The sequence below is a fragment of the Chitinophagales bacterium genome (genome assembly GCA_017303835.1).
Lineage (GTDB): Bacteria > Bacteroidota > Bacteroidia > Chitinophagales > Chitinophagaceae > JAFLBI01.
The window spans coordinates 1,816,352-1,836,231 of the sequence record JAFLBI010000001.1 but is presented as its reverse complement, the minus strand read 5'-3'; the positions used below and the strand labels follow the sequence as shown (position 1 = coordinate 1,836,231).

17 protein-coding genes are annotated in these 19,880 nt (G+C 42.5%); 8 read left to right on the top strand and 9 right to left on the bottom strand.

Annotated features, from left to right (window positions below; translation table 11 throughout):
* Positions 1-145: 145 nt before the first annotated feature.
* From J0L83_08420 to J0L83_08405, 4 genes are all read left to right on the top strand, one after another.
* Positions 146-919 carry a Bax inhibitor-1/YccA family protein gene (locus tag J0L83_08420; GenBank protein ID MBN8664582.1) on the top strand — a complete coding sequence of 258 codons (774 nt, stop codon included), beginning with the start codon at positions 146-148 and terminating at the stop codon, positions 917-919.
* A 359-nt stretch (positions 920-1,278) separates the two neighbouring features.
* Entirely contained in the window at positions 1,279-1,725 is a 447-nt protein-coding gene (gene tnpA / locus J0L83_08415; GenBank protein MBN8664581.1) for an IS200/IS605 family transposase, read from the top strand.
* 273 nt (positions 1,726-1,998) lie between these two features.
* Positions 1,999-3,984, top strand: a complete 1,986-nt coding sequence (locus J0L83_08410; protein MBN8664580.1) for a dehydrogenase E1 component subunit alpha/beta — start codon at positions 1,999-2,001, stop codon at positions 3,982-3,984.
* A complete protein-coding gene (locus J0L83_08405) occupies positions 3,985-4,374 on the top strand; it encodes an acyl-CoA thioesterase (GenBank protein ID MBN8664579.1) in 390 nt (129 codons plus the stop codon).
* 67 nt (positions 4,375-4,441) lie between these two features.
* Here J0L83_08405 and J0L83_08400 read toward each other — a convergent pair whose 3' ends face one another.
* The 4 genes from J0L83_08400 to J0L83_08385 form a co-directional block, all read right to left on the bottom strand.
* The gene (locus J0L83_08400) at positions 4,442-5,263 is read right to left on the bottom strand and encodes a hypothetical protein (protein MBN8664578.1); all 822 of its coding nucleotides are present in this window, start codon (positions 5,261-5,263) and stop codon (positions 4,442-4,444) included.
* Between the two features lie 123 nt (positions 5,264-5,386).
* Positions 5,387-6,208 (bottom strand): hypothetical protein, encoded by an 822-nt coding sequence (locus tag J0L83_08395; GenBank protein ID MBN8664577.1) that lies wholly within the window; start codon positions 6,206-6,208, stop codon positions 5,387-5,389.
* 115 nt (positions 6,209-6,323) lie between these two features.
* Positions 6,324-8,495: a penicillin acylase family protein gene (locus J0L83_08390; GenBank protein ID MBN8664576.1), complete on the bottom strand. Its 2,172-nt coding sequence runs from the start codon at positions 8,493-8,495 to the stop codon at positions 6,324-6,326.
* Positions 8,492-9,661, bottom strand: a complete 1,170-nt coding sequence (locus J0L83_08385; GenBank protein MBN8664575.1) for a dipeptidase — start codon at positions 9,659-9,661, stop codon at positions 8,492-8,494. The genes J0L83_08390 and J0L83_08385 overlap by 4 nt, the downstream gene beginning before the upstream one ends.
* A 74-nt stretch (positions 9,662-9,735) precedes the next feature.
* Between J0L83_08385 and J0L83_08380 the strand changes: the two genes are divergently transcribed.
* Together J0L83_08380 and J0L83_08375 are read left to right on the top strand one after the other, a co-directional pair.
* Positions 9,736-10,203, top strand: a complete 468-nt coding sequence (locus J0L83_08380; GenBank protein MBN8664574.1) for a (2Fe-2S)-binding protein — start codon at positions 9,736-9,738, stop codon at positions 10,201-10,203.
* Between the two features lie 9 nt (positions 10,204-10,212).
* Entirely contained in the window at positions 10,213-12,429 is a 2,217-nt protein-coding gene (locus J0L83_08375; protein MBN8664573.1) for a xanthine dehydrogenase family protein molybdopterin-binding subunit, read from the top strand.
* Here J0L83_08375 and J0L83_08370 read toward each other — a convergent pair.
* Together J0L83_08370 and J0L83_08365 are read right to left on the bottom strand one after the other, a co-directional pair.
* The gene (locus tag J0L83_08370; protein MBN8664572.1) at positions 12,408-13,517 is read right to left on the bottom strand and encodes a beta-lactamase family protein; all 1,110 of its coding nucleotides are present in this window, start codon (positions 13,515-13,517) and stop codon (positions 12,408-12,410) included. The two genes, J0L83_08375 and J0L83_08370, sit on opposite strands and share 22 nt — an antisense overlap.
* Positions 13,518-13,534: 17 nt before the next feature.
* Positions 13,535-15,085, bottom strand: coding sequence for a D-aminoacylase (locus tag J0L83_08365; protein MBN8664571.1), 1,551 nt, complete (start codon positions 15,083-15,085; stop codon positions 13,535-13,537).
* A 114-nt stretch (positions 15,086-15,199) separates the two neighbouring features.
* On the opposite strand from J0L83_08365, the gene prfA reads away from it, so the two are divergent.
* Positions 15,200-16,261 carry a peptide chain release factor 1 gene (prfA, locus tag J0L83_08360; protein MBN8664570.1) on the top strand — a complete coding sequence of 354 codons (1,062 nt, stop codon included), beginning with the start codon at positions 15,200-15,202 and terminating at the stop codon, positions 16,259-16,261.
* Positions 16,262-16,273: 12 nt separating this feature from the next.
* Positions 16,274-16,924, top strand: coding sequence for a hypothetical protein (locus tag J0L83_08355; protein MBN8664569.1), 651 nt, complete (start codon positions 16,274-16,276; stop codon positions 16,922-16,924).
* On the opposite strand, the gene galE is transcribed toward J0L83_08355, so the two are convergent.
* From galE to J0L83_08340, 3 genes are read right to left on the bottom strand one after another with little or no spacing between them, the layout of a single operon-like run.
* Positions 16,921-17,946, bottom strand: coding sequence for a UDP-glucose 4-epimerase GalE (gene galE, locus J0L83_08350; GenBank protein ID MBN8664568.1), 1,026 nt, complete (start codon positions 17,944-17,946; stop codon positions 16,921-16,923). The genes J0L83_08355 and galE overlap by 4 nt on opposite strands.
* Positions 17,947-17,992: 46 nt before the next feature.
* The gene (locus J0L83_08345) at positions 17,993-19,057 is read right to left on the bottom strand and encodes an inorganic phosphate transporter (GenBank protein MBN8664567.1); all 1,065 of its coding nucleotides are present in this window, start codon (positions 19,055-19,057) and stop codon (positions 17,993-17,995) included.
* Positions 19,058-19,082: 25 nt separating this feature from the next.
* Complete coding sequence (locus J0L83_08340) at positions 19,083-19,730, bottom strand: DUF47 domain-containing protein (protein MBN8664566.1); 648 nt, start codon at positions 19,728-19,730, stop codon at positions 19,083-19,085.
* Positions 19,731-19,880: the final 150 nt, after the last annotated feature.

Here is a 19,880-nt window from a genome sequence, read left to right as displayed (position 1 = left end):
TTGCCGATTTGTTCGGGCTCGAATTGGGCAAAACGGTGCTAATTCATTGTTCAATCCATTAAAACCAGCATCCAAAGTCCAAAGACCCGCCTTTAACATCTTTGAATACTCGGTTTCCTTACATTTGAGTGCAAAATTCGATTGTATGGCATTATTTAAGTCGGGCAACCCCACTTTAACAGAGAAAATGTTTGACCGTGCACAGCAGGCAAGTGCTGACAATGCCGGTGTGATGAGCATCCGCGGTACCATCAATAAGTTCGGTTTTCTGATGCTGATGGTGGTAGCTGGTGCAGCGTATACCTGGAACCTCTACATGCAGGAGAAGCCTCAAACGGCTATGACCCTGATGATTGTAGGTGCAATTGGCGGATTGATCACGGGTTTGATCATCAGCTTTAAACCCAATTGGGCTGGCTATCTGGCACCTGCTTATGGCATTCTGCAAGGTTTGTTTATTGGTGCCATTTCTGTGGTGATCAATAGCATGTTTGCAGAAAAGTATCCCGGTATCGTGATGCAGGCCGTAGGCCTCACTTTTGGTGTAGCGATTGCGATGTTCCTGCTCTATAATTTCCGTGTTATTCAGGCTACGCAGAAGTTCAAAGCTGTGGTAATGACTGCTACTTTGGGTATTGCCCTGTTTTATTTGATTACATGGATTGTTAGCCTGTTTGGCGTGAACATGCCTTTCATGAGCATAACCAATGGTGGTATGCTGGGCATTGGTATCAGCTTGTTCGTTGTAGCGATTGCTGCGCTGAACCTTATTCTGGACTTTGACATGATTGAGCGTGGTGCTGAAGCCGGTGCACCTAAGTTCATGGAATGGTATGGTGCGTTTGGTTTGCTGGTAACCATTGTTTGGTTGTATGTAGAAATTCTGAAACTGTTGAGCCGTCTGGCCAGCAGGGATTAAATACTTCACCCCACTGAAGGATCAAATAAGGCCATCTCTACGGGGGTGGCCTTGGTTTTTTCCAGTATTAAACCATTTCGTGGTTGTGTGTCTTATTAAACTTGCTTTTCTATTCATATTGAACCCCTTTGGGGTTCTGATCGAATAAGACTTTTCACAAGCCCGAAGGGCTTGAACAGGCGTAGCCGCAAGTGCAACTTGCGGCTATATTGATAGGTGGCAACCAACCCTGAAGGGGTTGAACAAAAAATACAAATCTGTTTTAACGAAAAACCAGTATGAATAACCATTAAATTCAATAAATAGATCATACTTAATTTCAAATCCTATCCCCCCAATAGGTGAAAAAATCATTTGTTATGAGCACCTATACGCAAATACTGTATCAGATTATTTTCAGCACAAAGTACCGAGCATGTACATTAACAAAGGCAGGCAGACCAATCTTGTTTCAATACATTGGTGGTTTGCTGAAGAATAAACAATGTCATGTTTATAAGATTAATGGGGTGGAAGATCATCTGCATATCGTAACGCATTTACATCCATCCATTGCTTTGGCTTCTTTGGTGAAGGATATCAAAGTGGCTAGCTCCGCTTACATTAAGGAGCAACAATTATTTAAAAATTTTGAAGGTTGGCAGGACGGATATGGTGCATTCACGTATAGCATAAAAGAGCGGGATCGATTAATCGATTATGTTCAGCAACAAGAAATACATCATCATACAAAATCATTTCGGGAAGAATATCTCGATCTACTCAATGAGCAAGGTATTGCATTTGAGGAGCAGTATCTGATATAAGGTTCAACCACTTCGTGGTTGTGAAGCTACCTTTATTTCTATCTGCTATTCATATTGAACCCCTTCGGGGTTCGTCACACGTTGTAGTTTTTTGTCTCTTTTACAAGCCTGAAGGGCTTCAATAAATATAACCGCTAGTGCAACTTGCGGCTGTATGAGAGGGTGGTGACCAACCCCGAAGGGGTTGAACCATATGTATTCAGGAGTTGTACGGGTGGTTCAGCACATCCTCCCCGCAAAACATACTATCTTAGACACATTCAATTCAAGGGTATGGACAGGAAGGGACTTAGCAACGCAGAACTCATCAATTTGTACAAAGCCATTTTGCTGCCTCGCATGATTGAGGAGAAAATGCTCGTATTACTGCGTCAAGGAAAGATTAGTAAATGGTTCAGCGGTATTGGTCAGGAAGCGATTGCTGTTGGCGCTACACTCGCACTTGAGCCCGATGAATGGATCATGCCGCTGCACAGAAACCTTGGGGTGTTTACATCTCGTCAAATGCCGCTGCACAAACTCTTCATGCAATGGCAGGGTAATAAAGACGGTTATAGCAAGGGCCGCGAAAGAAGTTTTCACTTCGGTACGAAAGCGCATCATATCTGTGGCATGATTTCGCATCTAGGTCCTCAGTTGGCGATTGCCGATGGTGTTGCATTGGCACATCAACTAAGACAAGAACAAAAAGTATCCTTGGCCTTTACAGGCGATGGCGGCACCAGCGAAGGCGATTTTCATGAAGCGCTGAATGTGGCTGCTGTCTGGGGCTTGCCGGTGATCTTCATCATTGAGAATAATGGCTATGGTTTGAGTACGCCCGTGAATGAACAATACAAATGCGAAAGCCTGGTGGAGAGAGCAAAGGGTTATGGCATGGATGGTATTCGCATTGATGGGAATGATTTGCTGACTGTGTTTGATACGATTCGCGGTGTACGCGATTATTGCATACGCGAACAAAAGCCTTACTTGATTGAGTGCATGACTTTCCGCATGCGCGGACATGAAGAAGCCAGTGGTACGAAATATGTACCCAAAGAATTGTTTGAAGAATGGGGTAGAAGAGATCCGGTGAAAAACTATGAACAAGAACTTGTCACCGGTGGTGTACTCACTGAAATGCAGATTGCCGATATCCGCAATGAACTGCGTATCTACATTGAAACTGAATTGGAGACTGCTTATCAAGCACAAGCATTAACACCTGATACTGCAGAAGAAGTAGCTGATGTGTTTGCACCTGTGGTGCCGAATACCGCAGCCATGCTGCGTGATCAAGCAAATAGCGAAGGAAGAGAATTGCGTTTTGTTGATGCGATTCAAGAAGCGATGCGACAAAGCATGCAGCAACATCCTGAATTGGTGTTGATGGGACAAGACATTGCTGAGTACGGTGGTGCATTCAAAATCACCGAAGGCTTTGTGCAAGAATTTGGTAAAGCGCGTGTACGCAATACACCCTTGTGTGAGAGTGCCATTATTGGATCCGCATTAGGACTGAGCCTGAAAGGATTCAAGAGTATGGTGGAAATGCAGTTTGCTGATTTTGTGAGCGTAGGCTTTAACCAGATCGTGAATAATCTGGCGAAGATTCATTACCGCTGGGGACAAAACGCAGATGTTGTTGTGCGTATGCCAACAGGCGCAGGCGTTGGTGCGGGTCCATTTCATTCACAAAGCAATGAAGCATGGTTTGCACATGTGCCTGGTCTAAAGATTGTGTATCCTTCCAATCCGCATGATGCAAAAGGTTTACTGATTGCTGCATTCAATGATCCCAATCCCGTGCTCTACTTCGAGCACAAAGCTTTGTACAGAAGTGTGAGCGGATTGGTGCCCGAGCAATACTATGAAGTACCCATCGGCAAAGCAGCGACTATACAAACAGGATCTGATATTACCATCATTACCTATGGTGCAGCTGTGCATTGGGCGAAAGAATATGTGGCTACTCATCCGGAAATCAGTGCAACAATTCTCGATCTGCGCAGTTTGGTACCATTGGATTATGACGCAATCCGCACTGCCGTGCAATCAACTGGTAAGGTGCTGATTCTGCATGAAGACAATTTGTTTGGTGGCATTGGCGGAGAAATCAGTGCATGGATTAGTGAGCATTGTTTTGAATTATTGGATGCACCTGTGTTGCGTTGCGCTTCTTTGGATACGCCTATTCCATTTAATATGGATTTGGAGAAAAACTTCTTGGCTAAATCACGCTTGCACGCAACCGTGCAGCAATTGATGCAATATTAGATGGGCCGCTTTGAACAATTGATCACTGTTACAGAAGCACATTGCGATGCCTTGCAGCACGTGAACAATGTGGTCTATGTGCAATGGTTGCAGGATATTGCTGCAGCGCATTGGAACAGCAAAGTGCCTGCTGATATTAATGCATCTGTTGTGTGGATGTTGCGTAAGTGGGAAATCGAATACAAAGCACAGGCTTTTCCTGGTGATGCATTGCGCATCGATACTTGGACGGGTGCGCATAGTGCTGTTACTTGGGACAGACATTTTACCATCACACGCGTGGCGGATAATCAAACCATACTGACTGCAACCAGCGTATGGATATTGATTGATCAACAAACAGGCAAGCCCAAGCGGATTGATGAAGCTATCCTCAATGTGTTGGTATAGTTAATAAAAACGTGCGCATATTAACTTAGGTGCTTATTAATAGCTTTTCAATTTTTCAGTCTCTATTTTATTGTCTAGTGCCAGTAAATGAATAAAATTTTTTAGTGTAGGAGTTAGATTCAAAACCTTCTACAGACAGTTTAATTTCTTTATTTGTTTTATCAACAAGGGCAGTAAGCTTTATTGGTAAGATTTGTTTGTTTATTGGATTATTTGGAATTGGTTCGAAATGGTATAGATATAAACTTCTTGATAATGTTGCAATTGAAGCACCCCAATGATTTGGTAAATAGAGTGTGTCGTAATTTCTATTATCAGATACAATTAATATTCCTGTATAATTTTGAATTCCCATGACGCTTTGTCTACTCAAATTAATATTAGGTTGAATGGATAAAGTACTTTTATTTATCTCGTTATTAAAATTGCCAATATACTCTCCATAAATAGTTGTTGTCTTTTTTAAAAAAATCTTTCGTCTACAGATCGCTTCTTCTATAATAGTGCCATCAATAGAGCTTGTCTTTTTTACTTTTAATGCTACTTCAATAACTCTTGCAGGTGAGTTACAAAAATTTATCAGAAAGCTTTGGGTAGTAAAAACATTTGGATCTGATCCTATAGCCCATTCGTATTTTATATTTGAGTTCTCAATCTCTTTAGCCTTGAATCTTACTATACATGATGTAATACTATCTGTGTCATATTCTTCAAACTTTGCTGCATAAGGAGCATATTCAATTACCTCAGAAACAATAAAGGATGCATCTAGTGGTCTTGTTTGGGTATTCTTTTTACAGCTAAAAAAAGCAATAATTAATGCTATGTAAAGTGCCCAGTACATAAGCCGGTAGTAATTTTGTTTTTTCTTTACTATAAATCCTTTCATTTGCGGAATATATAATTCATTATTTTGAAAATTGTCTTATGCATAGAAAGTAATTGTTCCTTTATCAGACTCCTTTTGCCACTTTATTTCATTGTGATGCATGATAAGTTATTGATCTCGTTTTTATATTCTGTTCCCTTTAAAGTGAACGTTCTTGGATAAATGTGTTTTAGGGTCCCACCCTTCGACCAGTAGATCAATGTCTTTATTATTTTTATTTAAAACAGATGTTATTTTTCTAGGTGTAATCGTTTTATTAACCTGAGGTATTGTTGGAATAGGTTCGAAATGATATAAGTAAAGACTTCTAGATAATAAAACAATTGCTGAACTGCCCCAATCATTAGGAAGATAAACGGTATCGTTTTTTGGCGAATTTGAAGAGATGAGTATACCGGTATAGTTTTGAATACCCATTTCATTTTCCACTGGAATATTGATATTGGGCTCTATTTTTAGGACATAATTGTTGTTATCACCTTCATATTTTCCGATGTAGCTACCGTATATAGTCGTATTCTTTTTAAGATATAGTTTTCTAGTTGTGCTTATTTCTTCCTTTATTGATCCATCAGTTTGGTTTCGTTTTCTTACCAAAAGTTTGATGTTGATAGTTCTGGCTGGTGTGCCACAGAAATCAACAACAAATGAGTTTTTATTAAAGGAGGTTGGATCAGTACCTATATTCCATTCGTATTCAATGCCTGTTTCTTGTACTTGATTAGCTGTAAATCTCACCACACATGATGTTGCGCTATCGGTATCGTAGGGCTCAAATTTATCTGCATAAGGACCGTATGAAATCACTTCAGATATCACGAAAGAAGCATCTACAGGTTTTGGCGGGATATTTTTTCTACAACTGCTTGATACTGCTATAAGAAGAAGTAAGAAAGAATAATAAAGTTTGAATTTATTTTTTTTCTTGATTTGTTGATAAAGCATAAAACTCTTTCAACTACAAAATTGATTTAATTTTTGTGGTCATAAGATGACTAAAATCATTACTCATTATCTAAATAATGAATAATAATATAAAGCTTTATAGAGAAGTATTTCTCTATGGATGATAGGTCTTCACCGCATTTTTCAATACATCTGCCTTGTAGAACAACACATCTTTGAATTGTCCCTTCGTATACATAGCTGCCTGATTGGTAAAATAAGGCGATGCAGGATCGCTACTATTGCCACCTGCTAAAACGGACTTTGCACGAACTTTTTTACCAAACTCTACAGCAGCAATAAAGCTATTGCCATTAAAGCCATAACGTTTTTTCGTATTGTTGGCGTAGCGACTATTAAACGAAGGCAGCGAACCCCAAGTAGATGAAACAAAGCCTACAGGTAAGCTAGCTGCGTTATCATCGTACTGTAAATCAATAGCACCATTCAAACGTTGAAAGCGATTGAGTTCGCCCCATGGCATATTCCACGTACCATGCTGCTTTACCAATTGATTAATCGTATTCTGAAAAGTCTTGAGCAATTCTTGTGGTGCAACTGTTGCAGCAAATTTTCTGGTTCTCGCTACTTGATCATCATCACCCTGCTCAATGTACACTTGTTGTATGGCACGAGATAATTGAAACTGCGCCCACTCGACAGCTAATGTGGTGGCTACAGAATTTTCATTGCTGCGATAATCCCATGTACGCATTACTTTCATCGGTTCTGCCAAGGCTTGTTTGGTGGCTTCATCTGCATCATCATATGCTTTTGCCAGTGCAGGAACCAATATTTCAAAGGCTGTTAAGTAAGTGTCGTAACCGGCTGCAATCATTTCTTCCAGATGAAACTTGTCTTGTTTGCTTAATACGCGCACGGCATTCAGTCCGCGGAAATTCTCTCCATCAGGCGCCATATAGGGCGGATAAGCATTGCGCTTGGGACTATTGCTGCCTGCAACTGTAAATGGTGTAGAGTTACAGTTTTGTAACCAACCATTGTTGGGGTTGATGACTTGAATAGTTGCCGTTGCAGGATGCAATCCTTTCCATTCAGTTTTGGAAGTGGTGCCATCTACTGCTTTGCCCCAATCATAAGCAGTATCACGTATGGGCATGAAATTGCCATGCCAATAGCCAATATTTCCCTGCGCATCTGCATACACCGTATTGTTTGAAGTATTGGCGCGATACTCCATCACTTTGCGCATGTCGGCCAAGCCTTTTGCTTTGGTGCGTAACCATGATTGCATGAGTCCGTCTATAGAGCGATTAAAACTTTTCACACTCAACCAATGCTGTCCTTGCTTGCCCATTACCGGTCCATGTCCTGTGCTGTACACAGTAAAGTTTTGGTGTGCGTATTGGCCATCCTTCACGTAAGTGATGCTTTCTTGTTTTGTTTGAACGGGTAAGTCCTTGCCATCATAGCGATAGACATATTTGCCATTCACTTGCTGGATGGTCTCTTTATATACATCACTTACATCTGCATTGCTACTGGTGTGCATCCAGCCGCAGTATTCATTGAAGCCTTGATAGATGAAAAACTGTCCCCAAGTAACTGCACCATAGGCATTCAATCCTTCTTCACTCACCATATGCACTTCCGGACGGAAATAAAAACTAGTGTGCGGATTGATGTACAGCATAGCATTACCTGTAGCTGATTTAGCTGGTGCTATGGCAAAACCGTTTGAGCCGGTTTGTGCTTCATTGAAATGGCGACTTTCTACCTGCGCCACCGCATCTTTTTGTTCATAGAAATTCTTCACATCTCTTGATGCGAGAAAGCCCGTGCTGATAGCAGAGATACTGCCGTCGGTCCACATCAATGGATACCAAGGTTTGAATGTTTGTATGCGCAGTGGTTTCACGTTGGGATTTTTGGAGAGATAATAATGAATCCCATCCGACCAAGCTTGTAACAATTTCTTCAACCATTGTGGTGCTTGTTGATAATCCTTCACAGCTGCTGCAGAATCAATCACCATACGGGTATAGAGGTCTTCATAAATATTTTGCGCACCTTTTACTTCACTGCTTCTCCCAAGAATATTGATATAGTTCATCTCTACTCGAGCAAAATCGTCTTCGCATTGTGCGTAGATTAAACCAAAGACTGCATCTGCGTCTGTCTTGCCATAGATATGCGGTACACCCCAATTGTCGCGAATAATGGTGGTGTTCTTGGCGTGCTGTTGCCAACGTGCTTTATCGGCTGAAGAGAATTGGGCTTGCAGGAATAATGGCAATAGCAGTAGCGAAGCGAAAAATACTTTCATAGCTGATTGGCTTTGAGAATGCGAAGGAAATTTTTACCTAATATTTTTTCAATGTCTTTCTTGGAATAACCTCTTTCGAGTAGGGCTTTGGTGATCAAAGGGTAGTCGGTGACATCATTCAACTCTTTGGGTGCAGATGTGATGCCGTCGAAATCAGAACCCATGCCCACATAGTCTACGCCAATGAGGCGAACAATATGATCGAGGTGATTGAGCAGCTGATCCAATGTTGGTCTGATGTTATAGACTTCATCAGCATACTTGTTGGTTAAGATGCTCATCGCATATTCTTGCTGCATACCTGTCTGCTTCAACGAGTCCAATTCACGCGCATGCGCCTGCAGAAATGCAGTTTCTTTTTGTTTGAAGCTGCTATCTACAAAGCCAGAATAAAAATTCAAGTGTATCACGCCACCATTTTTACCAATGGCTTTAATCTGTTCGTCGGTGAGGTTGCGTGGTACCGGACAAATGGCATGGCAATTACTATGCGACACTAAAACTGGTTTGGTCGTTGTATTCATCGCATCCCAAAATGTTTGTACACCCACATGCGATAAATCCACCAACATCCCCAATTGATTCATGCGTTGTATCACCTGCTTACCAAAAGCAGTTAATCCCTTTTGTGTCAACTTTTCCGGCTGCATGGTTTCATCCCAAGCTGAACTAGCCCAGGATGTAGAATTGTTCCATGTGAGTGTCATATAGCGTGCACCCTTAGCATAGAGTTGATCCAACTTAGTCAAGTCATTCTCGATCATGTGTCCGCCTTCCACGCCAAATAGTCCCACCAGTTTACCTTGCTTCCATGCAGTCTCCATCGAAGCAAGATTATCTGTGATGATTAGTTTATCCGGATTGCGCTGTGCAACAGCCAATAGTGTATCCATTTCGCGATTAGCCCAAGCAAATGGGTTTTGTTTTTCACCATCACACCAAACAGAAAACAATTGCAGATCAACACCAGCTTGTAAAAAGCGATTCAGGTCGGAGTGGGTCTTACCTTTTAGATCGCTATCTAATTGCAATTTTTTCTCAATCACAGCTGTCAGCAAATCATTGTGGGTATCTACCATCACCGCTTTGCGGTGAATGCGCTGGTATTTTTGTGCAGATACCTGTAGTGCGGTACAACAAACAATCGTCCAAAGCAGCTGTTTCATGTATTTGCTTTGAACCGAAGCTAAATAAATTGTAAGTTCGACAACGCTTTTTTACACCAAATACCTTTCTGATTATGCCTCAGTATTCGCTTCAGGTAAACGGACAACCACAAACTGTTGACGTGCCTGCCGATATGCCGTTATTATGGGCGCTGCGCGATGTGCTGGACCTTACCGGTACCAAATATGGTTGCGGTGTGGGTTCCTGCGGTTCCTGCACTGTGTTGATTGATGGTAAGGCAGTAAAATCCTGCCAGTATCCTGCATCAGCCTGCGTGGGAAAACAGGTTACCACCATCGAAGGTTTGTCAGCAGATGCAACACATCCTGTACAACAGGCATGGATCGACATGAATGTGCCACAGTGCGGTTATTGTCAGTCGGGACAAATCATGAGCACTGTTGCTTTACTGAAGCAATATCCCAAACCCACCGATGCACAAATCAACGAAGTGATGAGTCAGGTGGTATGCAGATGTGGTACGTATGAGCGTATCCGTAAAGCCATTCATAAAGCAGCAGAATTATCCGCCAAATCATAAACACTTGCTATGCGCAGAAGAGATTTTATCAAAATCAGCTCTATGACAGTTGGCGGGTGGACACTCGCACAACTTTTACCTGTAAAAGGTCTTGCAGCCAATGCACTTGAATGTTGGCAGCCTAGTCCCTTGGTGCGTTTATGCCCCGATGGAAAAATCATTGTCTATGTGGTGAAGCAGGAATCAGGTCAGGGTGTACAAACTTCTTTGCCCATGATTATGGCAGAAGAGTTGGAAGCCGATCTGAAAGATATTGTGGTGGAAGCCATGCCATATGATGCAGCCAAGAGTGGGGATTATTCAACAGGCGGTAGTACCAGTACCATCCGACAATATCAGCCATTGCGCAAAGCAGGTGCTACGGCGCGTGAGATGCTGATTGCTGCTGCGGCCAAGGAATGGAATGTGTCTATTGAGACTTGCAAAGCAGAAAGAAGTAAGGTTGTTAACTCTGTAACAGGACAAGAATTTGCTTATAAAGACTTGATCGAGAAGGCCAGCAAAATGCCTGTGCCCAAAGATCCTGCACTGAAGAATTACAAAGACTTCCGTGTGATTGGTAAGCAAGGGCAGAAGAAAACCAATCTTAAAGAGATTGTGAGCGGTAAGATGAAATATGGCATCGATCTCAAACTGCCGGGCATGTTGTATGCGGTGATTGTACGTTGCCCTGTTTTAAATGGTAAAGTGAAGAGTTGGGATCCTGCCTCTATCAGCAAAGTAGATGGTATTGTACAGCTGTTTGAGATGAAGGAAATGGGTGATCAGATTGAAAACAGAAGTGGTGTGGCTATTGTAGCCAACAATCGCTGGAGCGCATTGAAAGCACAACAAAGATTAAAAGTAGAATGGGATTTGTCCAAAGCAGATGCTACGGTTTCTACGGCTTCTTATTACAAACTGCAGGAATCAAAGCTGAAAGAAAAAGCTGATCTTATTTATAACGAGAAGGGTGATGTTGTTACAGATAGCTATGATGCGAATGCAGCCGGTATAGTGAAAGCGGTGTATCGCATTCCTTTTGTGGCGCATGCTACAATGGAGCCGCCCAACTGTACTGCCCAGTTCAAGGATGGTAAGTTTGAACTCTGGGGTGGTTTTCAGAATCCCGGCAAAGTAGCGAGTGCAGGTGCAAAATATTTTAACCTGAAAGCTGCTGATGTATTCATCAACCTGCAACCAATGGGTGGTGGTTTTGGCAGAAAGCTCAGTGCAGATTATGGTGCGGAAGCCATGCAGATTGCCAAAGTGATGGAAGGCAAATCTGTACAGTTGATTTTTACACGCGCAGATGATATTCGTTTTGATGTGTACAGACCTTGTTCTACACACCAGCTGAGTGCTAAGATCAGCGCCAGTAAAAAACCAGATCAATGGCAACACCATATTGTGATTTCACCGGTGATGGATTTCTTCCAGGGGAATAAAGGCAATCCTGGTTGGTTTAGTGCAGAAGCTGGAGGTGGTGCTTATGGTGATATGTATTATGATATCCCACAATTGCGGGCACCCATGACGCGTACGATGCCGCCTGTGTCTTTGGGCTGGTGGCGTTCAGTCAACTTCACCTATAACAATGTGGTGATAGAATGTTTTGTGGATGAGCTGGCTAAGAAAGCAGGAATGGATGGCCTTTCTTACAGACTCAATCTGCTGGCTGGATTACAGAAAGGGCCAATCAAGGGAGGTTCTGTGTATGATCCGCGCAGAATGGAAAATGTATTGAAGCAATGTGCAGAGAAGATTGGTTGGAATAAAAAGCGTGCGGTTGGAAGAGGAGTGGGTATTGCTTGTTGTTTTTACAATCATGCCAAAGCCTATACCGCACATGCGTTTGAAGTAAGCGTGAACAAAGAGAAACAGGTGAAGATTCACAAAGCGATTGTGGTAACAGATATCGGTACGGTGATTGATCCGGATGGATTAACCAATCAGGTACAGGGTAGTTATGTATGGGCCATGAGTGCTTTGATGAAAAGTGAAATCACGGTGTTGAATGGTGCAGTGCAGCAAAGTAGTTTCTTCGATTTTGAAGTGGTGCGTATGAATGACCTGCCACCGATTGATATTACCATTGTGCAGAGTACGGAAGAACCTGGTGGTGCTGGTGAAACCAGTGTGCCATCTGCCATGCCTGCAATGATGAATGCCATTGCTGCTGCAACAAATGTGCGTGTTAGAGAAATGCCGCTGAAGCGCTTGGGCTATAGCTTTGCGAGTTTATAAGATGCCAATAAGCGCTGTAATTGAGCAATGATATTGTTGAATTGAGGATGTGCATTATTGCAAAGTACAATGATCGTCTGTTGTGTATCTATAAAACGGACGATCATTGTTTTATAACCCGGGTTGTCGCCATTGTGTGCAACAATTTTGCCCAGTGTGCTATCTGCATCAAGATCCCAGCCAAAACCATATTGTGATAGTTGCCCATTATTCAAACGCATGGGTTGAAATGCTTCTGCCAGGGATGCTGCGCTAATGAGCTTATTACTGTACAATGCCTGATCCCACTTTAATAAATCTGTAGCTGTTGAACTGATACGGCCAGGACCTTTTCGATTACCCAGCCAAATGGTATAGTTGCTGGATGGAAATGAATCAGCACGAATAAATGCTTTTCTGAAAGGCACATAAATATGGCCTAAGGCAAAATTGCTGAGTACGGCTTTTTCTGCTGCAGTGCGAATATTGGTTTCGCGCATTTTGAGTGGCTGAAAAATCCATTCTCTACTGAGTTGAATAAAATCTTTGCCGGATGCTTTTTCTGCAATACTAGCGAGTAGTACATAGCCTGTATTGCTGTAATCATATTTTTCACCAGGAGTAAACTTAGCAGGCGGTGCATATTGATTGAGGTAAGCGATGATATCCTGATTGCCAGCTACTTTGGATTTGTCCCAATATTTATCCATGATGGCCTGATAATCCGGTAAGCCGGAAGTATGTGTGAGCAAATGGCGAATAGTAATTCCTTTGTAGGGAACGGATACATATTTATCAATGGCATCATCAAACTGTAACAATCCTTTTTCTTTGAGCATGATAATGATCATGGCTGTAAACTGTTTGGATACAGAAGCCAGTTCAAATACATCATTCGCTTCCATTGCAACACTGTCTGCAAAAAGCCGATAACCAAAAGCCTGATGATAGCGTATCCGACCTTTCTCTGCAATCAGGACTGTACCACTGAAAGGGATTTGTTCATCAGCTGTTTGGATGATTTGCGTGACAGATTCCTGAAACTTATTTTGCGCATCTGCAAGATTGCCCAAGCTAATCAGTACAAACAGCAGGAGTATTTTTTTCATCATCAGTGGTTGAATAGTTATTGCACATTTTTTCTGATAGCCATACCAGCTCTGGTACCGATATGTACGCCATTGTCTATCGTCACTTGTCCGTTAACGAGTACATATTGAAAACCTCTCGAAAACTGGTGCGGTTGCTCATAGGTGGAAGCATCCATCACCGTTTCAGGATCGAAGATTACAATGTCAGCTGCTAACCCTTCTTTCAATAAGCCGCGATCTTTCAGTTGAAATTTTGCTGCAGGTAAGGAAGTCATTCTGCGAATGGCTTCTTCTAAACTGATCACTTGTTTTTCACGCACATATCTACCCAATACCCTTGCATTGGTGCCGTAGCCACGTGGATGTGGCACGCCTTGATTGTACACACGAATACTGGCATCCGAGGCAAACATATTGAATGGATAACGCATGATGCGTTCTACATCCTCATCGCCCATGCCATGAAAGACCATGCTGGCACCGCCTTCCATCATCATATCAATCACCGTCTTTACTTCTTCGCTGGCTTTGTGCTTTCTGCCCTTCATCAGGTTTACGGCTTCAATGCTTTTACCATTATAGCTGCTGTCTGCACGAAAGCTGGCTACAACAGGATAGGTGAAATGCTTGAGCCCTCTTTTCCTTAGTCGGTTTAGCATGTATTTTTCTACTTCTTTTTGTACTTCGGGTCTCGATAGTCTTGCTTTTACAGAATCACTTCCATCAGCTAAAATCCAATCAGGAATCAATGTGCTCAGCGAAGTACTGCTAGCAGTGTAGGGATACTGGTCAATGGTTACATCCATCCCCGCTTTGCGGGCATCAATGATCATCTGAATGGTTTGCTTACTTCTGCCCCAGTTTTGTTGTCCGCTTAATTTGAAGTGTGAAATCTCTACTGGCATGCCGGCTTCTTTGCCAATCGTTAATGCTTCTTCAATCGCTTGTGTTACACTATCGCCCTCATCGCGCATATGCGTGGCATAAACACCATTGTATTGGCCAACTACTTTCGCGAGTCTGACTACCTCTTCTGTTTTGGAATAAGTGCCAGGTATATAAATCAATCCGGTTGACAATCCCACTGCACCATCCTGCATGGCTTTAGCCACAATGGCTTCCATACGCTGCATTTCTGTTGGATCAGGATCTCTGCGCGCACTACCCATCACAGCTTTGCGTACATCGTTATGGCCAATTAAACTCGCTACGTTCACTGAAGGTTTCAGTGAATCAATCATCTTCAGGTAAGCACCAATATCTGGTCTGGATAAACCACAGTTACCTGTTATCACGGTGGTAACACCATCGTAGATGAAATTGGTAGCTGCAGGATTGCGGCGTTCATCATCCTCAATATGGGTATGTACGTCGATAAAGCCTGGCGCGACAATCAGGTTTTTTGCATCAATGGTTTTGGCTGCTGTATAGTTGCCCAACTTGCCAATAGCCAAAATGCGGCCTTGTTTTACCGCAATGTCTCCGTAATACCAGGAATTACCCGTGCCATCGAGAATCTTACCGTTCCTGATCAGGACATCTGCCTGTTGTGCATTCAGGGCCAAGCTGCCCAAGCATAGGGCCATTAGGCCTAGAAAGGGTTTCATCATAGCAGAAAGTTAGCCATTCCTGACAGATTTCTGAAGCTTCGGGATAGTCCGGCCCCAAACCTTAAATTTGCGCTCTTTAAGTAGACAAGCATGATTGATAAACTGGAAGCCATTAAAGCAAGATTTGAGCAGATTGGGGTAGCCCTTACCAATCCGGAGATTATTAATAATCAGAAGGAGTTTGGTAGGCTGAGTAAGGAATACCGCCAGTTGGAGAAGATTGTACAGCCATTTGAGCAGTATAAGCGGGTTTTGGCAGATCATGCTTTTGCCAAGGAAAGTCTGCACGGCAATGATGAGGATATGCGTGAGCTGGCTAAGATGGAGTTGCCCGGACTGGAAGAGCAGAAAGAAATGTTGGAAAAGCAACTCACTCAATTACTGATTCCGAAAGATCCGCAGGATGATCGTAATGCGATTCTGGAAATTCGTGCAGGTACTGGTGGTGATGAAGCCAGTTTGTTTGCAGGTGATTTGTTGAATATGTACTTGCGCTATTGTTCTAAGAAAGGTTGGAAGACAGCCGTGTTGAGTGAAAGTGAAGGAACAGTTGGTGGTTACAAAGAAGTATTTCTGGAAGTTACTGGCGAAGATGTGTATGGCACTTTGAAGTTTGAAAGTGGGGTGCATCGTGTACAGCGTGTACCAGCAACTGAAACTCAGGGTCGTGTGCATACTTCAGCGGCAACTATTGCGGTGATGCCAGAGGCCGAAGAAATTGATTTTGAGTTGAAGGATAGCGATGTGAAGATGGAAACAGCACGAAGCGGTGGTGCGGGCGGACAGAACGTAAACAAGGTAGAAACCAAAGTGATGCTGACGCATATTCCAACCGGTACTGTGGTGATTTGTCAGACTGAACGTACGCAGTTGGGTAACCGCGAGAAAGCTATGCATATGTTGCGTACCAAATTATATGAAGAGCAGGTACGTAAGCAGGAAGAAGAGATTTCTCGTCAGCGTAAGACCTTGGTGAGTACGGGTGATAGAAGTGCCAAGATCAGAACCTATAACTGGCCACAGGGTAGGGTAACAGATCATCGTATTGGATTAACTTCTTATAATCTGGATGCAGTGGTGAATGGTGAAATAGATGAATTCATTGAAGCCTTACAGGTTGCAGAAAATACGGAGAAGATGGCGAATCAGTAGTAACTTACTGGTATGAAGCTATCATTCTTATTGCTGCTTTGTTGTTTCTCTTTGAGTATTGCTCAGGCACAACAGTTTTATTTATCGGATGGTACCGGACGAAAACTAAATATTACCACTGAGACATTTGAATCAGAGGGCTCCCCTTATTATCCAGCGTCAGCATATAAGAAGGCTACCGTGTATCTGCCTGATGGTAGGTTTATCCTCAATTTGCAAGTTCGAATAGATCTTTTGCAGCGGCGATTGCTGTTTCGTGAAGAGGAAAATGAATTCCTGATGATCCTGCCTGTTAAAAAGATTTTATTTGAAGATAGTGTGGTATTTGAAACCGGCTATCCTGCATTGGGTAAAATACCAGCAACTGCTTATTACGAAGTACTCGAACATGGTAAAGCGTCTTTGCTTAAATATGCTGAGATTACCTACGTTGATTCAAAAGGCTATTCCAGTAATACTGTAACCAGAAAGTTTGCTGCAAGGGAAACATTTGTATTAAGAAAGCAAGATTCGATGCAAGTATTAACCAATGAAGCCTCAGTGATTGCAGCCATGGATGATCAGCAGCAGGCAATCAGTAAGTTTATTGCACAGAATGAATTGCGTTTTAGGAAAGAGAAAGACTTTCGTGCGGTAGTTGTGTTTTACAACAGCCTGAACTAAAGAGTCGTTTCTTTGAGTTTCTGCTCCCATGCCCAGGCTGTGCGCATCATATCTTCCAGATTGTATTTGATTTTCCAGCCAAGTTTTTCTACTGCAGCGGTGTTATTGGCATATGTGGCAACAACATCACCAGATCTTCTTGGTCCTGTCGTATAGTTTAGTTTCACGCCGCTTACTTTTTCAAACGTATGAATTGCTTCTAACACAGAAATACCATTGCCTGTACCCAGATTAAATACTTCGCAATCAGCAGTGTTCTTGTTTCCCAGTAAGTATTGCAATGCTAATGTGTGTGCGCTGGCAATATCACATACATGGATATAGTCACGAATGCAGGAACCATCCCTGGTTGGATAGTCAGTACCATGCACTGTCATCTGTGGCAGTTTACCGATAGCAGTTTGTGTAATAGCTGGCACCAGATTCATTGGGCGGCCGATGGGCAATTCGCCAATTGTTGCGCTAGGGTGTGCACCAACCGGATTAAAATAGCGCAAGAGAATGGCTGATGCTGCAGTACTCTTGGTGAAGTCGCGTACGATCACTTCTCCCATCTGCTTAGTAGCACCATAAGGAGATTCGGCCTGTTTAATGGGAAAATCTTCTGTAACAGGTGTGCTGTCAGGATTGCCATAAACAGTGCAGGAAGATGAGAAAACAATATGTGGAATACCAAATTCATCAGCACACTTGAGTAAGTTGACCAATGAGTTGAGGTTGTTTTCGTAGTATAGCAAAGGCTTTTCGCAAGACTCGCCCACTGCTTTATAGGCTGCAAAGTGTATGATACCTGTGATATCAGTATGCTCCTGAAACACCGCATAGGTATCATCAAAGTTGCACAGGTCTACTTGGTAGTTTTTGATGCTTTTTCCGGTAAGTGTTTCAACAGCTTTTAATGCACGAATATCTGAGCGGCTGAGGTTGTCGATAGAAACAACTTCAAATCCGTTTTCAATAAGATCAACGATGGTATGTGTACCAATATAACCGCATCCACCAGTAACCAGAATCTTTGCCATTTACCTGTAACTATTTCAGGCAAGATAGGGTATGATGCTGAATTTTTTACAAGATCAGTTTCAGTAAAAAGTAGATAATGGCTGCGAGTGCTGCAGAAACGGGGATGGTCAGAATCCAAGCCCAGAGCAGGTTAACTGTAACACCCCAGCGAACTGCAGAGAGTCGCTTGGTGGCGCCTACACCAATGATTGAACCGGTAATGGTATGGGTAGTACTCACAGGAATACCAAAGTGTTCAGTGAGGTATAAGGTAATTGCACCTGCTGTTTCAGCACTTACGCCTTCTAATGGGGTTACTTTGGTAATACGTGTACCCATTGTTTTAACGATCTTCCAACCGCCGCTCAATGTACCCAGGCCAATTGCTAAGAAGCTGGTGAATGGTACCCACCAATAATCAACTACGAAATGTGAGAAGCGTTCTTTTGAGTCTAAGGAGAGATATGCTGAATTGCCGGTTTGTACTTCGTAAAAGATCACAGCAGCACCAATAATGCCCATTACCTTCTGCGCGTCGTTACCACCGTGTCCTAAACTGAAAGCTGCTGATGATACAAGCTGTAATTTCTTAAACCAGTTTTCCGCTTTGTATGGATTCGATCGCTTGCACAAGTGCACAATCAGTATGGTAATAAAGAACGCAATGAACATACCGATCATTGGTGCAAAAAAGATAAACAGGAAAGTAGGGATTACTTTGGCGTAGTTAATTACATCAATCTCACCATTATTCAAACCGCCTGCATGCGCCAGTGCGGCACCAACAAAACCACCCATCAGGGTGTGCGATGAACTGGATGGAATACCAAACCACCAGGTTAAAAGGTTCCAGCTAATGGCTGCGATGATACCTGCCAATATTACTTCGAGTGTAATAAACTCAGCGTTTACCCACTTTGATACGGTATTACCAATCTTAAATTCACCAATGATAAACTTCGAGATAAAGAATGCAGCGAAGTTGAACACAGCTGCCCAAAGTACAGCCTGGAAAGGGGTTAATACCTTGGTAGATACAATGGTGGCAATGGAGTTGGCGGCATCATGGAAGCCATTGATATAGTCGAAAACAAATGCCAGAATGATAATGATAACCAGAATCGTAAACATGCGGTTGAGTTTGGGCAGAAAGAACTTAAGCGTACTTAATGATGATTGATTCAATCACGTTGGCTGCATCCTCACATTTATCAGTAGCAATTTCCAATACCTGATAAATTTCTCGCTTCTTAATCACTTCCTTGAAATCGTTTTCCTGCTGGAAAAGCATTTCAATACTCATGTCGAACACATCGTCAGCCTGGTTTTCAATGCTATTTACTTTAACCATGGACTCTGTCATTTCACGCAGGTTTTTCATATCGCGCAAGCCCTTCACCGCTTTGCGGATTTCGATAGAACCTTGTAAGATGAGTTCTGTCATCTTCTGAATACCGCTATCGTTTGGGTTAACCTTGTAAAAATTAATTTTTTTGGCAGAGGCGAAAATATAGTCGGCAATATCATCCAGGGCACTGGCCAAATAGTGGATGTCTTCGCGGTCGAATGGGGTAATAAAGTTTCTGCCTAATTCTGTAAAAATCTGATGCGTGGTGTCATCATTCTTATGCTCCAGGTCTTCAATCTGGGCAATGATGCCGCTGCGTTTGTCGTAATCATGCTCATGTACCAGCTCTTTCAGCTTGATACCCATATCGTATACTCTGTCGGCAACTGTTTCGAAAAGCTCATAGAATACCTTATTCTTAGGCATAAATAAACGGCCGAATGTGTTGATTCCCATGCATCAATAATTTGCCGCAAAAATAGCATTATGCCTGTCTGTGGGGGCATTGTACAGACAATTAATAATTTGATAATAATAAGTTAACCGGAAGAACTTGTTTTTCTCTGCTTAATATTCCCGTAACACTATGGTAACATTACAGTAATA